The following is a 15,540-nucleotide window of genomic DNA, read 5'->3' as shown; positions in this document are numbered from 1 at the left end:
AATTTGTATGAGTACGTCCGGCGTATACATACATTCCGTATCTTCCCTGAACAGTCCCGGCCAAAGGTCGGAACTGCGGGAGGGAAGCCTTGTATTTGTTCGTGTGCTTTCCGCCGATTCCGACGGCCGCTACACGGTTTCCTTCGGCGGTTCGAGGTTTTCGGTTCATGCACGTTCTCCTCTGATTCCCGGCAGCTCTTTTCAGGCAAAAATAACATTACAAAACGGCAACGTAGCCCTCATTCCGCACGGTTCCGTTTTGCCGGACGCATTTGTCCTAAAAAAAATCTTGTCCGACAGTTCTTCATCCGCTCTGCAGTCTATTTCCGATCCTGTTCTCGTTGAGTATTTTTTGTCGTTGGGGCTTGTCCCCGACACATTGTCGCTCCGTCTGTTTCAACAGCTCAGAGAGCTCGGCCTGCGTTTTGATGCGCGCCTTTTATCTAAAGCGCGTTCTGCGGCTCTCCGTTTTTCGGGAGAAGAGACGGCGGCGGCGGAAGCGGCTCTTCTTCTTGAAAAAAACGGAATGGAAAGCTCCGACAAGGTGATAAAAGCCGTTTTGTCGAGCGGCCGGGAATTCGGTGAATCGAGCGGCAGAGAATTCGGCGAATCGGACGGCCGGGGATCGGGTGAAGCGGATGAAGCAGGCGAAACCGCGGCGGATTTTAAATCCTTGTTTTTTGATGATGCCTCTTTTGCATACGGGAACGACCGAAAATGCGCTGAATTGACGCTTTTTAATCACCTTGTCGATAAGGATTCTTCCGGCACCCATTGGATAGTTCTTCCTTTTGATTTTTCTTTTCCGGGAAAAAAAATGCTGGGCAGCGGAAATTTAAGGCTTTGCCTTGATCTTGCAAAAAAGAATGTAAAAAAAATGGTCGTTTCGGCAAATACGGACGGACAGGAGTATACTTTTGTGGTATACTATGATAATAAAGCGGGTTATTTTAAAAAGGTTCTTTTTTCAATCGAACCTCCGCCTTCGTCGGGTTTTGACAGAGTTCGGGACGCTCTTAAGCTTTTTTTGTCGTCAAGCGAAAACTCTGTTGAAGTTGAAAGGATTCGGGGAGAGGCGACTCCTTTTTTTACGGATAATTTGCCTGTGGATTTTGTTAGAGGCTTGGTGTGAACTTTGTCAAAAAAGCGGTTGCGCTGCGTTATCCTGAAAACGCCCAGGCTCCTTTTATTACGGCGTCGGCGAAAGGGCTGCTTGCACAGCGCCTTTTAAAAATAGCCGAAGAAAACGACGTAGCCGTCGTAAGAGACGACGCTCTTGCGGAAGTTTTGTCGTTTCAGGAAGTGGGAAGCTGTATACCAGAGCAAACGTGGGAAATTGTAGCAAAAATATTTGCTTTTATCGGATATATCGGAGATAAAAATGAATAATTTTATCAGGATTGAATCTTCCGACATAAAGGACGGAATGCGTTTTTCCGCCCCGGTTTTTTTTGACGACGGGAAGAACATGTTTTTGGCCGAAGGAAAAACGGTAAAGCCCTACCATATCGCAGCTTTAAAACGCTGGGCGATTCCTTTTTTGCTTACTTACGGGCGGGAAATAAAAGACAGCGCACCTGTCGCTGCGGTTCCTGTTCCTGCTGTGGTTTCTGCAGTTCCCACGGTTCAAGATGCCGAAGACGTCGAAGAATTGGAAGAACTTGAAGAAGTTTAGTTTTTCGGGCGCGATTTTTATTTACAGTGAATAAGATTGTCTTAGGCAAAAATGGAGAAGACCGTGCCGCTTTGTACCTTGAGCAGCACGGTTTTACTATTTTAGACAGAAATTGGAGGACGAGATCAGGAGAAATTGACATAATAGCGCTCAAAGAAGAAACGATCGTCTTTGTCGAAGTAAAGACCTTGCCTAGCGGATCCCTTTCCACTTTGGAACACGAATTAAACCGCAGAAAACAGAAAAGAATTACGGAAACGGCTAAATGTTTTCTTACAATCAATCGAAAATATAATAACAGGTTTATTCGTTTTGATGTGATAGTAGTGGATATGCCGGGGTTCCCGCCCGTCTATCACATAGAAAATGCCTTTTTTGGGGTCTTATGATGACAAAAAATAATATGCGCAAAGATCCTGCGCAAGATCGTAAAGATGCTGTTTCTCCTAGAATTCTTGAGTTAAGGAAGAAAATAAGCGATAATGAGTACGTAGACGGCGCTATTCAGCGGATAGCGCAGGTAATGAGCAACAGGCTTGTAGACAATTATATGCACAGGACGCTGCACGGCTGATTCGCTCTTTTTGTAATTCATTTTACATCGCAGTGAAAATCAAAGGAAATCTTTATGGACAGAAACGGAAGACGGAAAAATCATAACAATCGTCGTAACTGGAACGATAAAAATTATAATCACAAAAATGCCGCCAATATGGCCGTACCCCACGTTGTGCCCAGAGAAACGCGTACGGATGTTTTAAATAAAGAAAAAGCTATCAGAGATTTTAAAGACAAGGAAGTTGTATGCCCCGTTTGCGGAAAAATTATAGAAGATTTGTCTTCCGCTTTGGCCGACAAAAACACAGGCGCTCCAATACATTTTGACTGCGCCTTATCCATAGCTTCTAAAAATGAAACGCTTAAAGAGAACGAGCGTTTTTCGTACATAGGGCAGGGGCGTTTTGCGGTTCTTTCGTTCGCCGATCCCGAGGACACGAAGCATTTTAAAATCGAAAAGATAATAGAATGGGAAGAACCCGGTAAAAAAAATGAATGGCGCTCTGAAATTTCAGGGCTTTACAGTCAGACCTAGAAGCTGATCAAACCGAACGAACTTACAGAGTTGACCTGTCCGAGCGAGCCGGCTCATCAGAGCGAGCCTACCAAAAACGGAATTTCACTTTCAAAATCCACGCCGTACCAGTTGTGATTTTGGTTTTTTACCGTCGCCTTTATCGCCCTTACTACAAAATCGGCTGCAAGGGCTACGGCTTTTTCTTCGGAAAGTCCGCGCAGAAGGGCACCTGCACATACGCTTGCAAAAATATCGCCCGTCCCGTGAAAACTGAAAGGCAGTTTTTCATGAAAATACGAAGAAAAAGCCTTTGTTTCACCGTCGTAGCACATCACTCCGATTTTTTTGCTTTCAAAACTTACGCCTTTTAAAATCACTTTTTTTGCGCCGAGTGCGGCAAGCTCAACCAATATGTTTTCTACATATTTCAGATCGTATCCTGAGTCTTTATACGGAATATTCAGCATAAACGAAGCTTCGGTCATGTTCGGAACGATTATGTCCGCAAGGCAAGCGAGTTTTGCCATCGCCGCCGCAAATTCTTTCGTAAAACCCGGGTATAAATTCCCGTTGTCCGCCATACAGGGATCCACAAAAATAAGCGTTCCGTCGTTTTTAAAATCACCGAACATCTTTTTCATGAGCTCCAATTGGCGAAACGATCCCAGATATCCTGTGTAAATTGCGTCAAAGATTATTTTTTCTTTTTTCCAATGATCTAGTATCGGCGTAATGTCTTCCGTAAGATCGCGGAAAGTAAATCCTTTAAAAGCGGTGTGCGTTGAAAGGACTGCCGTAGGAATTACGGCGGTCTCTATGCCCATCGCGGAAATGATCGGCAGCGCGACGGTTAGCGAACACTTGCCGACGCACGAAATATCTTGAACAGTGACGATTCTTTTCATAAATTCTCCCGTACTTGAAAAAAGAAAGGATTTCGATATAAGATCTATATTAACTTTTAATGTGTAATAGCTCAACAGGGGAGGAGAAGATGAGTAAAAGAGTTCCTTTTGAAACGCTTAAAAAGACGATAAAACAAGCCCTTTTAAACGCAGGGCTTACCGAAGAACAGGCGGAAATCTGTTCTACGATACATTCGGAATCCAGCGCAGACGGAGTAGAAAGCCACGGTTTAAATCGCGTTCCCCGATTCGTAGAATACATAAACAAGGGCTGGGTAAATCTTAAAGGATCGCCTGAACTTTTAGGCGGAAAAGGCGCTGTTGAAAATTACGACGGCCGGCTTGGAATAGGCATAACGAACGCCCTTTTTTGCTCCGACCGCGCAGTCGAGCTTGCAAAGACGCACGGCATAGGCTGCGTAGCTCTTAAAAACACAACTCACTGGATGCGCGGAGGAACCTATGCGTGGCGTATCGCCGAAAAAGGTTTTGTCGGATTTTCATGGATAAATACCGAAAGCTGTATGCCCTTGTGGGGCAGCGACGAAGTCGGAGTCGGAAACAATCCGTTTTGCATTGCCATTCCGCGAAAAAAAGGCCCTGTGATACTCGATATGGCAATGAGTCAGTATGCATACGGAAAATTGGGCGTTTACCGGCTTGCCGGAAAGCAGCTTCCGTTTCCCGGCGGATACGACAAGGACGGAAATTTAACGACGGATCCCGGAGCCATCGAACAGTCCATGCTCGCTCTTCCCATAGGTTACTGGAAGGGAAGCGGATTGTCTTTGGCCTTGGACTTGGCCGCAGCGGTGATGGCCAACGGCCGGTCGGGAATAGACATGGACGCTAAAAACGGCGGAAGCTGCTACGGCTGCTGCCAGATATTCATAGCTTACGATCCTTATCTGTTCGGTGAAGAAAACGAAATACAAGCGATCATGGACAGGCGAATCGCGGCTGTAAACGCCAGTCATCCTGCAAAGGGCGTAGATCGCGTTTGTTATCCCGGTGAAAGAACTCTCGCCGTAAGAGCTAAAAGTATGAAAGAAGGTGTTGCCGTTGATGAAAAAGTTTGGGCGTACGTCGAAGGAATTGCCCGCGGAAACACCGACGCAAAGGACATCGCAAGCTCTTAAACCGCTTGTGCCGCTGCATGGCCGAAGATTTTATTTTTTTTGAAGGATCCTATTGTAGTTCAGGCGCTTTATACTATAAACTCTTATTATGTCTAAAGATAAATCTGAAAACACTTTTACACATCTTGTTTCGGGGATAAGCGTTGAAGAACGCGTTATCCTGCTTGAAAAGATCAAACAGATTTCGGAAAATCTTGCAGGACAGACGCTCGAAAGTCCGTTCAGAAAAGACGCCGATTTGGAAATTCCCTTGTCCGAAGAAATTAAAGAAGAATTTTTTCTTTACAAGGTCTTGCTCTGGCTGCGTTCGGTTTTAAAAAGCGTCCCTGTGGAAAAACTTTACGAAAAGGACAGAATTTCAAGGCTTGCTTCGGAAATTTCTCAGGCGGCTCCTGGATTGATCGATTTTGACCGCCGTAACCTTACGACGATATCTTATAATTATTTGAGACAGCTTAAAGACTGTGCGGATTTTTTTAAGACGTATTTGAACCCTATGCAGGAAAACCTAGGCGCGTTTTATGTTTTTTTAGGTTCGTTCATCCTTCCTGAAATAACGTCGCAGATAAACGAAGAAGCCGATCCTTTTTCAACGCCGCCTACGGCTAAGGTTCCCGAAGGATATCGTTCCGCCCTGATCAGGCGCATCGATGAAATTTTGAAAAACATACCCGCCGTTTCCCGTAATGTAATGTATAGATCGGTTTTATGCATAGAGTGGCTTAGACAATTTTCTTCTTTGCCGTTTGACAAATTTTTAACTGCATTTTCAAATATAGTTTCCGACAATTATATTTGTTCCTTTGAAAAACTGGGAAACAGTTTTTCCGAATTTGTAAGAGTTTTGTCATACGGAAAATCGATCAACGGAGAGACTCTTGAGGCGCTGTTTCTTTTTTCCTCTAAGAACAAGAACGACGCTAAACTTGACGAATTTTTACACGTGGCTGGGAAGCATCTTTCTGTGCTTCATTTTTTTATAGTTTCGGTTCCCGTGATTTCCATAGCTAAGATCGTGTTTTCGGATTATGCCTGGCGCCCCGATCCTTTCGGCGGCGCCGAAGACTGGTTCATAAAGTTCAAAAACGAGTGGAAAAAACGCTTTGACGCGCGCTGGGAAAAATGGCTTTTCGAATGCAAAAAGGAAGAACAGCTTTTCCTATTAAAAACTAAATTCTCTTTGAATTCTTTTCCTCTCATGCCGTCCAGGCCTTGGACTGAAGTGGGGGACGGTATCCGGTTCAGATATGAGATTACCGGAGGCTTTATAAACTGGTATTTGGAAAATTTCTTTTCCGAAAACATACGGATCCTTAAAGTTTTGCAGTTGGAAGGAGATTTTACTCAGAAAAACAGCAAGGAATTGCTTACCGGCGCCATAAGCGATCTTGTGACCGTGGATTCTTCCATGAAGAATTTTAATAGGAATTTAAGAAAGGACGGAGAGATCGGTTTGTTGTTCGACATGTTTGCAAAAGAACACTTGAGAACGATCAAAACCCAAAAAAAGATCGATTTCGTTATGGCAGGTTTCGCCCAAAATATAAAAGACATGAAAATGCATTTGGGCAATGCGATCCGCGCTTTGATTTCCATATTGCAGAGTATTTTAGGCGTGTCGGAAAATAAGGAGCCGTGCCCGATCAGAAATTTGAACACTATCTGCGGACAAAGAAACCAAAGCTATATTGCCGAATTGAAAAAACTGTTTACGACTTTGACGGATCTTCTTGAATTGCTCTGCGGAATTGAGCTTTTGGAATTGGAAAGCGCGGAAGCATGAAAAAATTTTCTCTTTGTGCTTCAGTCGGAGATTATGCGGTGTTCCACTTTATCTGTGGCGGAAAAGAGCTTTCAGGCGGCAGTTATCCCGTGTGCGGGATGAGCTTGCTAAGAGCCGGTTCCATGCGTTTTAGATGGAATGAAAAAAATAAAAACAGAGATTTGTTTTTTTCATCGCTTTGCGGTAAAGAGAACCTTTGCCGCGGGGGAGCGGAGAAAACTGAGGGCGGCACGTCGGAAACGGCGGATATTCCGGAGATGCTATATGTGCCGAAGGGGCGCACCGAAAATTTTTTGCCGATCCCTGTTCCGCTGGAACTCGTCCACTCCCGCGACGTTATCATACTTGGAAGCGGAAAAGAAACTCAGGGCAGACAAGCCGACGGAATGCTCACGAAAAACAAGGCGCTTTTGCCGTCCGTGACCGTCGCCGATTGCGTGCCGGTTTTTTTGTACGACAGGCGAAACGGCGTTTTCGGCGTCTTGCATTCGGGATGGAAGGGCACGGGAATTATAAAAACCGCGCTTCAAAAAGCCGAAGAAGAATTTGGGACTAGGGCGGAAGACGTGTGCGCCGTTTTAGGCCCTCACATACGTTCTTGCTGTTATATCGTAGACGAGGAACGTGCAAATTATTTTGCTGAAAATTTTACGCCCGATTGTGTTGAAGCCGCCGGAACTTTAAATTGCAACGGAACTTTAAATTGCGGCGCGCCGAGCGCGCGCGAAAATTTTAGCGGCAAAAAAATGTTTCGCCTTTCGCTTGAAAAGGCCAATTTAAATATTTTGCAAAAATGCGGAGTTCCGGCCTGCAATATTGCGCTATGCACGGACTGCACGTGTTGTTCCGTATTGACCGAAGAATGCGACAACGGCCGAGTCGATGAACCTAGCGGATTGCGCGAATCGATCGAAGCGCGCGGGCAAAACTGCAATTCGCGCGTGGCTCCTGAATATGTTTTCGGCTCTTTCAGACGCGAAACTTCACGTCTTGATCCTGATCTTCCTATGGACGAACGTTGGAAATATTTTACGGTGCAGGCTGCATTTTGCGGCCACCTTGCTTGACTTTATTAATTGACATGTATTCGCTATAAGCCAGAATAAAAGGGCCCGATCCCTTTGCGTCGTCTTTTACAATCGGCTCTGACATATAGTATTCGAACGAACCGTTCCGCCTTAAATTGTTTTGCGGGCCAAGTCCTGCAGAAAGGCATATGCCGCCCAAACTTATCTTTCCGTCTTCATTTATAAGATAATTATTGCATATTCTCTCGAACGCTTTTTCTCCGGCTCTGCGGCATTGCTCGGCAAAGCCGGAGCCGAAATTGAAATTGCCGCCGAAGTCGTCGTAGCCGTAGAAATCGTCGCCAGGACCGAAGCCGCCGCGGTTGCCGAAGTCATCGATGCCGTCGGATCTACCGCCGTCGCTCACATTGTCTTCCAAAATCTTTGTACGCACTCCCTTTAAAAGCGAATATGCGATTATCGCGCTTCCGCTTGTTTCAAGATAGTTGGGACTTCTGTCGGGCAGGTTTGGAATTTGATACCACATGCCGCTTTTATCCTGATATTTTAGCATTGAAGCCATAAATCGAGAGAAATTCTTTTTCAGTTTTAACCAATCTTTCGTGTTTTTTTTAGCGCTCTTATTCAGCGTGTCCAACATCGCCATCGAATACCAGCCTAGCGAGCGAAGCCAAAAATGTTCGGAAAGCCCGGTTTTTTTATCGGCCCAAAAAGCGGATTTTGAGCTGTCATAAGCGTGGTAATAAAGGCCGGTTTTTTTATCCCGCATTTTTTTATCCGCAGAAAAAAACTGCCCGTAAATATCGCGCACCGCATCTTCGTTATATTCGAATTCCGCTTCGTACTCCATTAAAAAAGGCAAGGCCATATAAAGTCCGTCAAGCCATACCTGGTTCGGATAAATCTTTTTATGCCAAAAATTGCCTTCGGCGGTTCTGGGATGAGAGACGAGTTGATCAAACAATTTTGCGGCGGCCCTTGCGTATTTTTCTTTTCCGGTGAGTTTATAAAGCGTTATGAGATTTTTTCCGCCGTTTATATCGTCGAGGTTGTAATCTTCTTTTTTGTAGCCGTCTATAGTCCCGTCTTCGTGTATGCGGGCGTTTTCATATTTTTCAGCAAATTCAAAGTATTTTTTTTTGCCGGTGACGGCATAAAGCTCGAGGATTGCCATAATCATGCAGCCGTCTATGTAGTCCCACCCGGACATTTTACCGGCGCGTGCCTTTTCGATATTCCATGCGGGAATTTCTATCGTAGAATTATCGATCAGACCGTCGATATATGAATCAATAATTTTAAAATCCATTCTAAACTTTCCCTCGTGTAAGTCTGCCACGAAACTTGTAAATGAGCGCAGCGAACGGTGTGGGCATGCTACGTTTTGCAAATAATCTTCATATTTGCTATACTTTGAAAATCCTGCGGGCGCTTGCGGCTCTTGCCCGCCGCTTTTGCGTTTTCATTATAGTTTGAAACGCTTCGCTTTTTCCGCATAAAACTTGTAAAAAAAAGGATTTGGAGAAAAATCATGTCCAATATAAAAAACGACAGCCGTATTTTAATATGCGCGGCGCTGAATATGTTTAAAACTTCAAAAGGAATTTCCGGGGATGAAATAGACGCCGCTTCTATACAGCTTGAAAATCCTCCCGATCCTGATATGGGCGACCTTGGAAGCCCCATGTTCATTTTTGCAAAAGTCTTGCGGACGGCTCCTCCCGTTATTGCGCAAAATGTGGTAAAAATTATTTCGGAAAATAAAAACTTGGCCGGAATAGACTCTTGTTCAATAGGGGAATTTGTTGCCGAAGGTCCGTACGTAAATATAAAACTGAATAAAGTTTCGGCGATAAAGACAATATTGAACCGCATATATTCCGAAGGAAGCGGTTACGGTTCTTTTGACGAAGAAGGTAAAAAACCTTTGGCGGGACGCCGCGTCATGGTTGAGTATTCAAGCCCGAACACAAACAAACCGCTTCACTTAGGGCACATGCGTAACGATGCTCTGGGAGAAAGCGTAAGCCGTATTCTTAAAAAGGCCGGAGCAGAAGTATTTAAAGTCAACATAATAAACAATCGCGGTATACACATATGCAAATCTATGCTTGCATACAAGCTCTTCCATGAACCCAAGGGAGAAACGCCCGAAACTATGGGTATGAAAAGCGATCACTTTGTCGGGCAGTGCTATGTAGAATTCGATAAATATTCCAAAGAACATCCTGAAGCAAATAAACAGGCCGAGTCCATGCTTTTAGCTTGGGAAAGCGGCGATAAAAACATTCACGGAATTTGGGAAAGGATGAACGATTGGGCTATTGAAGGGATTAAGACCACTTACGATCGTACGGGGGTTTCGTTTGATAAACTTTATTATGAAAGCGAAACTTATCTTAAAGGGAAAAAAGAAATTCTTGAAGGACTTGAAAAGGGCATTTTCTATAAAGAAGAAGACGGTTCCGTTTGGGTCGACCTAAAACCCTTAGGCATGGACAAAAATAAGGTATTACTGAGGAAGGACGGAACGTCTTTATACATGACGCAAGACATAGGAACCGCAATTTTCCGCCACGACGACTGGCCGTTCAATCAGCTTGTTTATGTCGTCGCTTCCGAACAGATTCATCATTTTAAAGTGCTTTTTTATATATTGAAAAAACTCGGTTACGAATGGGCGGATAAATTGTATCATTTAAGTTACGGCTTGGTAAATCTTCCTTCGGGACGCATGAAAAGTCGGGAAGGAACCGTCGTTGACGCCGACGATCTTATAGATCAGCTTCACGCCGACGCTGTTGAAGAGATAAAAACGAAGGGACGTGAAGATGAATTGGACGATGTGGACGATGTTGCCGAAAAAGTTGCGCTTGCCGCTCTTAACTATTATCTTTTGCAGATTACGCCGGTTAAAGATATGCTTTTTAATCCTGAAGAGTCCCTCTCTTTTAACGGTAATACCGGACCTTATCTGCAATACATGGGCGCCCGCATAGCTTCCATACTGCGTAAAGCTCAAGAATCGAATATCTTGCCGTCAGAAACCGAAGCCGCCTCCGAATGTCTTACTTCGAAAGCCGAATGGGATCTTGTAAAGTCCTTGGGCGCCTTTCCTTCGACGGTTTTAAAGGCTGCGAACAATCTGGATCCGAGCCTCATGGCGACATATTTGTACGACATAAGCAAGTTATTCGGGAAATTTTATCAGTCTTGTCCGATACTGGGCGCCGAGACGGAAGTTCTGCAAAGAGCGCGCCTGCTGCTTGCAAAATGTACGCTCACGGTTCTTAAAAACGCTATGGAACTCGTCCTCATCCCGTACCTTGATAAAATGTAAAAACGGATCCGCTAATTATGTGCCGCGTGTCCCGACATAAACCTCTTCGGTTGATTCTTACCTGCGCCGCCCCTAACGCCGTCTAAGGTGATTTAAGGTTTTTATTTTTTTGACCGCTGATACAGTATCAATTCAGGGCGATATTCAAAGTGCATGTTGTCCCAGATAGGCCATTTGCCGCCCCATATAAAGCCGTTGTCTTCAAAAATTTTTATGACACCGTCGGGCGGCATCCAGCGTTCTGAAAGCGGAGTCAACATCCAATTTTGCGGATCATGTTGAGCCTGCCAGTTCCAATATATTATTTTGTGTCCCCACCGCTTGGGAAGCACGTCCACCGCAAGCCCCATCGCGTGAAAGGATTTTCTGTTTGAATCGCGTATGTTCCGCCATAAATACCCGTCCGCCTGATAAAGATCGTCGATAAAGGCCTGTACCGCGTTGTCGGTTTGGGACGCTTCGTTTATCTCGGATTCGATTTTTTTAAGGACAGGGATGATCTTTTCGTGAACGTTTAAAATTTTTCCCAAAAAAGAAGTTTTTTTAATATGCCTTTCGACAGCTCCCCTTGTTTTACAATCGTAGACGGCGTCGAAAAAATACTGCGGAGTGCCGGAACCGTTTTGCCGATTGTCGGCCGAACTGAAAAGTCTGATTCGCTCGATTTCTTCTTGAGTGTAGGTTGAAGGATCTTTTAATTCTTTTGCGTAATTATATAAAAGAGTCCAATGTTTTTGCTTGTCGCCCAAGTGTTCGCGCGGTAGAAAACTTCCGTCTGCCCAATAAAATTCCGCCGTAGACATTGTCTGATTTTCTGGAATTTTAAGCGTTATTTTCCAATCGGAAAGATCGTCGTCATATTCCGCCGTAAATGATATGTCGGGATATGCATCCATGAAGATTTCAAGTCCGTCAGGTAAGGATTGCGTTTTTTTATTATGCGAAGAAAGAGTCGCCTTGTTTTGTCCCGATAATTTTTCTTGTAAAGCCTGTGTTTTTTGTCCGTTTATGTCCGTTTTGTCAAAAACGGGCATTGAATAAAGCCGCGACATAGATGCGACAAGGATGAAAATAAAATATGCGGCAAACGGCTTCATTGTTCCCGGAGGTTTACACATAGTCGATGCTAAAGTATCCGACGCAGTTTTCATTTTTATCGGGCATCGGATACCTAGTTTGTAAGGCGGTTTATAAAGGTCTGTACGTTACGCTGATAGCGGTTAAGAATATGTCTTTATTCAAATCCAGAGAATTTGCGTATTCTTTTTCAAAGTAATTGCTGTACATGAATGATCCCGTGAGCATGAGATTTTTGATCACCTTGTATTCGACGCCGCATCCCATAACTATGCTGTCAAGGACAGGGCTGAAGGCGCTGTTTACGTCGCTTTTGGAACCTTGGTTGCTGTACATGAGCCCTGCGGAAAAGCCGAGTTTTTCATTGAACTGATAATCTGCGCCGAGTCCCACTTCCCATGAATCGTCATAGTCAAGCGATGTTCTTCCGAGAGGATTTTCCAAGTCCGCCTGTTTGTTAAAGTAGTAGTTAAAGCTTAAACTCACGTAGAGATTGTCCAAAACGTTATAGCCTGCGCCCAGTCCCAGCACTGCGGGAAGATCATTGTCAAAGGAATCGCCCTCTTGAGCCTTTAAAATATTCGGCGTTAAGCTTCCCGTTATTGATTTGTATTTGTAATCGAGCTTTGTTACGGTCTGATATTGCAATCCTAAATAAAGATTTTCCATCGGGATTACATTTATACCGATAATCCCGCCAAGCCCGTAACCCGAAGCGTCGTAGGCCAACTCTTTTCCACCGTTAAAGGCGGCGAGGGCGGGAGCCTTTAAAGATATGTTTTGATTTCCGTGTAAAAATCTTGCGGCTAATGACAAACTTACCATGTCGTTGACCACGTAAGACGCGCCCAGTATTTCACCCATTGTGGCGGAATATACTTTTAGACTGTGATTCGTGGCCGCACCTGCGAAAGCGGCTGCCATAGCGGGGACGGCAGAGTAAGCGGCTGCCGTTTTGGCAAATAATCCCGCTATCGCACCGTTGCCGTCGGAATAATCCAAAGAGCCTCCTCCCGCAAAAACTCCGAAACCGAAAAAGGCTGCCCAATTGTCTTTTTTATAGACGATTTCCAAATCGGGAAAAAAGAAAACGTTTTTGTTGTCGCTGTATTCTTTTCCGGTAGCTTTCAGTTCGTTTGTGTATTTTTTAAAGATGAACTGATTGCCTATTCCCATGTATAAACCTTCTTCCATAAAGCCTGTACCTGCTATGTTGTAAAGGACTGCTTCAGGACGCTTTGTCTCCGTAAGGCGGCTGGGGTTACGAAGGTAGCCGGAATTGAGGTTTGTTTTATTGTCTATGCCGCCGGCAAAGAGCGACGCGAAAAAAAACGACGCGCCTATGATCGCAATAAGTTTTTTCATGATTTTCTCCGAAATTATAAGTTTTTATCGTGCTCAAAGCCGTACGTTTGTGGGCCGTGCGCGCGATTTTAAATCTTTCTGATAATAGCATTATTTAAATGAATTGACAACGCGGCGACGACGCGGCTGGCGAAACGCTCGCAGCACACAGCGATTGCGCGGCGGCACTGTACGGGCTGCGGATTAAGTGCTCGCGGGAGAGTCTGCAGCCGAGTCTGTGCCCGAGCCTGAAACAGCGGCGCGTGTGAAAACAAGCGTTATTGACGTTAAAAAGGGCTTATGACACAATAGCGTAAATGAAAGTTTTTTCCGCCGGAGTACCCAAGCTATTCTTGCTTATCGCCGCCTTTGCCGTGTTTTCGGGATGTTCAAAAAAAATACCCGAAATGACGCTTGAAGAAATTGAAAGCGCGCGCGCAGTCGGAAATTCCGCTGTGATATCCAAAACAAAAAGCAAACCCTGGCGCGGTGAAAAATTCGTTCCGGGAAAAATCGGCGGCGACTGGAACGCTTCGATTATTTCGGATCCTAAGAGCTTTAATCAACTGATCGCCGAGCGTGACAATTCCACCGCATCCATTGTGTCAATGATGACGACTTCTCTTGTAGATTACGATTTTGTTTTAAGACAATGGAAGGCGAAGGCCGCCTCTTTTGAAATTATTACGGATGAAGCGGCTCAAACCCTCGACGTAAAATATACTCTGCGCGGCGATCTTTTTTGGTCTTTCCCCGATTCGGACCAAAAAATTCCCGTAACTTCCGACGATATTGTTTTTTGGTATGATAAAATCGAAGGCGATCCTGTTTTTGCCAGTTCCGCATATAATTCGCAGTTTATGACTATGAGCGACGGCGCTTCCAGGCGCATCACTATAGAAAAGATAGACGATAAGTCGTTTGTGTTTCATTTTCCTCGTATCATAGCAGAACCTCTTTTGGCCACGAACAGGGACATTAAGCCTTCGTTTTTGTATGCGGAAGCTTTGAAAAAAGGCGGAGCGCAGGCTGTAAAGGATATGTTTAACGCTTCCGTGGATGTTAAGACTATTCCGTCGTGCGGCATGTGGTTTTTGATCGAATACGTACCGGGACAGCGGCTTGTGTATAAGCGTAATCCTTTTTATTGGGATAAGGATGAAAACGGCACGGCGATCCCGTATAAGGATAAGTGCATAGTCCAAATAGTCGGCGACATAAACACTCAGTCCTTGCTTTTTAAGCAGGGAAAACAGGAATCGCATTCCGTGCGTCCCGAAGAACTTGAAAGCCTTGTCGAAGATCAAAGGGATTATACCGTTTATAATGCGGAAGGATCTTTGGGCGCAGGTTTTTGGAGCTTTAATCAAAATCCTAAAAATAAAAACGAAGCTTTTTATAAATGGTTTACGCTAAAGGAATTCCGCCAGGCTATGAGCTGTACTTTAAACCGGGAACGCATAATAATGCAGACCTACCGCAGCCTCGCGGAGCCTAAGTATACTTTTTTCCCAAAAGGAAATCCTTATTACAATGAAGACATTGTTCTGAAATACAGATACGACCTTGTTAAGGCGTTAAAGCTGTTGGAAGGAGCCGGTTTTAGAAAGGACGGCGGATATTTATATGATCCGGACGGAATAAGGGTTGAATTTGATCTTACCGTGCCTTCCGGCGTAACGACCAATAACGACATTGCCCAGATCATAAGCGACGAATGTTCGAAGATAGGCGTAAAAGTAAATGTGCGGCAGCTTGATTTTCAAAAAATCGTCGAACAGCTTACTTCTACGTACGATTGGCAGTCTTTGATAATAGCGTTGGGGGCAAATTTATGGCCGTCTCAGGGATCGAACGTCTGGCCGTCCGACGGGAACCTTCACCTGTGGTATCCGCTTCAAAAGGAACCCGCCACGGATTGGGAAGCCCGCATAGACTATTTGTATAACGAGGGGCAATACGAGCTCCACCATGAAAAGGCAAAGATAATTTGGGACGAGTATCAGTCCTTAATCCTAGAACAATGTCCTCTTATATATCTTGTCCGCTCCCGCGCTTTTTATGCAATAAGAAACGAATGGGATCAGACTAATTTTTATTTTGATAATTTAAACGGCGCCTTAACGGACAATATTTATGCGGCACGGTAGGCGGTAGATTGCGGAGTATTCGAT

Annotated in this window: 15 protein-coding genes; 11 read left to right on the top strand and 4 right to left on the bottom strand. The window is 44.7% G+C overall.

Going from position 1 to position 15,540, the window contains the following annotated elements; translation table 11 throughout:
* Positions 1–7 precede the first annotated feature (7 nt).
* From HRQ91_RS07765 to HRQ91_RS07740, 6 genes are read left to right on the top strand one after another with little or no spacing between them, the layout of a single operon-like run.
* A complete protein-coding gene (locus HRQ91_RS07765; protein ID WP_210119024.1) occupies positions 8–1,132 on the top strand; it encodes a hypothetical protein in 1,125 nt (374 codons plus the stop codon).
* On the top strand, positions 1,129–1,389 hold the full coding sequence (locus tag HRQ91_RS07760; RefSeq protein ID WP_210119023.1) for an EscU/YscU/HrcU family type III secretion system export apparatus switch protein: 261 nt from the start codon (positions 1,129–1,131) through the stop codon (positions 1,387–1,389). The genes HRQ91_RS07765 and HRQ91_RS07760 overlap by 4 nt, the downstream gene beginning before the upstream one ends.
* A complete protein-coding gene (locus HRQ91_RS07755; protein ID WP_210119022.1) occupies positions 1,382–1,675 on the top strand; it encodes a phosphohydrolase in 294 nt (97 codons plus the stop codon). Before HRQ91_RS07760 ends, HRQ91_RS07755 begins: the two co-directional genes overlap by 8 nt.
* A gap of 26 nt (positions 1,676–1,701) precedes the next feature.
* Positions 1,702–2,064: a YraN family protein gene (locus HRQ91_RS07750; RefSeq protein ID WP_210119021.1), complete on the top strand. Its 363-nt coding sequence runs from the start codon at positions 1,702–1,704 to the stop codon at positions 2,062–2,064.
* The gene (locus tag HRQ91_RS07745; RefSeq protein WP_210118261.1) at positions 2,061–2,249 is read left to right on the top strand and encodes a hypothetical protein; all 189 of its coding nucleotides are present in this window, start codon (positions 2,061–2,063) and stop codon (positions 2,247–2,249) included. The genes HRQ91_RS07750 and HRQ91_RS07745 overlap by 4 nt, the downstream gene beginning before the upstream one ends.
* A gap of 54 nt (positions 2,250–2,303) precedes the next feature.
* Entirely contained in the window at positions 2,304–2,768 is a 465-nt protein-coding gene (locus tag HRQ91_RS07740) for a hypothetical protein (RefSeq protein WP_210119020.1), read from the top strand.
* Positions 2,769–2,824: 56 nt separating this feature from the next.
* Here HRQ91_RS07740 and HRQ91_RS07735 read toward each other — a convergent pair whose 3' ends face one another.
* A complete protein-coding gene (locus HRQ91_RS07735) occupies positions 2,825–3,655 on the bottom strand; it encodes a pyridoxamine kinase (RefSeq protein ID WP_210119019.1) in 831 nt (276 codons plus the stop codon).
* A gap of 89 nt (positions 3,656–3,744) precedes the next feature.
* On the opposite strand from HRQ91_RS07735, the gene yiaK reads away from it, so the two are divergent.
* From yiaK to HRQ91_RS07720, 3 genes are all read left to right on the top strand, one after another.
* Positions 3,745–4,794 (top strand): 3-dehydro-L-gulonate 2-dehydrogenase, encoded by a 1,050-nt coding sequence (yiaK, locus tag HRQ91_RS07730; protein WP_210119018.1) that lies wholly within the window; start codon positions 3,745–3,747, stop codon positions 4,792–4,794.
* An 88-nt stretch (positions 4,795–4,882) separates the two neighbouring features.
* Positions 4,883–6,577, top strand: coding sequence for a DUF5312 family protein (locus tag HRQ91_RS07725; protein ID WP_210119017.1), 1,695 nt, complete (start codon positions 4,883–4,885; stop codon positions 6,575–6,577).
* Positions 6,574–7,644: a purine nucleoside phosphorylase YfiH/LACC1 family protein gene (locus HRQ91_RS07720; RefSeq protein ID WP_210119016.1), complete on the top strand. Its 1,071-nt coding sequence runs from the start codon at positions 6,574–6,576 to the stop codon at positions 7,642–7,644. The genes HRQ91_RS07725 and HRQ91_RS07720 overlap by 4 nt, the downstream gene beginning before the upstream one ends.
* On the opposite strand, the gene HRQ91_RS07715 is transcribed toward HRQ91_RS07720, so the two are convergent.
* Positions 7,607–8,914 (bottom strand): glycoside hydrolase family 88/105 protein, encoded by a 1,308-nt coding sequence (locus tag HRQ91_RS07715; RefSeq protein WP_246473190.1) that lies wholly within the window; start codon positions 8,912–8,914, stop codon positions 7,607–7,609. The two genes, HRQ91_RS07720 and HRQ91_RS07715, sit on opposite strands and share 38 nt — an antisense overlap.
* A gap of 222 nt (positions 8,915–9,136) precedes the next feature.
* On the opposite strand from HRQ91_RS07715, the gene argS reads away from it, so the two are divergent.
* On the top strand, positions 9,137–10,945 hold the full coding sequence (gene argS, locus HRQ91_RS07710) for an arginine--tRNA ligase (RefSeq protein ID WP_210119015.1): 1,809 nt from the start codon (positions 9,137–9,139) through the stop codon (positions 10,943–10,945).
* Positions 10,946–11,046: 101 nt separating this feature from the next.
* Here the strand turns inward: argS and HRQ91_RS07705 are convergent, their stop codons facing one another.
* Together HRQ91_RS07705 and HRQ91_RS07700 are read right to left on the bottom strand one after the other, a co-directional pair.
* Positions 11,047–12,096: a M15 family metallopeptidase gene (locus HRQ91_RS07705; protein ID WP_210119014.1), complete on the bottom strand. Its 1,050-nt coding sequence runs from the start codon at positions 12,094–12,096 to the stop codon at positions 11,047–11,049.
* Between the two features lie 37 nt (positions 12,097–12,133).
* Positions 12,134–13,387, bottom strand: coding sequence for an OmpP1/FadL family transporter (locus HRQ91_RS07700; RefSeq protein ID WP_210119013.1), 1,254 nt, complete (start codon positions 13,385–13,387; stop codon positions 12,134–12,136).
* A gap of 296 nt (positions 13,388–13,683) precedes the next feature.
* Between HRQ91_RS07700 and HRQ91_RS07695 the strand changes: the two genes are divergently transcribed.
* On the top strand, positions 13,684–15,516 hold the full coding sequence (locus HRQ91_RS07695) for an ABC transporter substrate-binding protein (protein ID WP_210119012.1): 1,833 nt from the start codon (positions 13,684–13,686) through the stop codon (positions 15,514–15,516).
* The last annotated feature ends 24 nt before the right edge of the window (positions 15,517–15,540 follow it).

Source organism: Treponema parvum, from assembly GCF_017893965.1.
Classification (GTDB): domain Bacteria; phylum Spirochaetota; class Spirochaetia; order Treponematales; family Treponemataceae; genus Treponema_D; species Treponema_D parvum.
The sequence above is the reverse complement of the archived record's forward strand: the minus strand, read 5'-3'. Positions and strand labels throughout refer to the sequence as shown.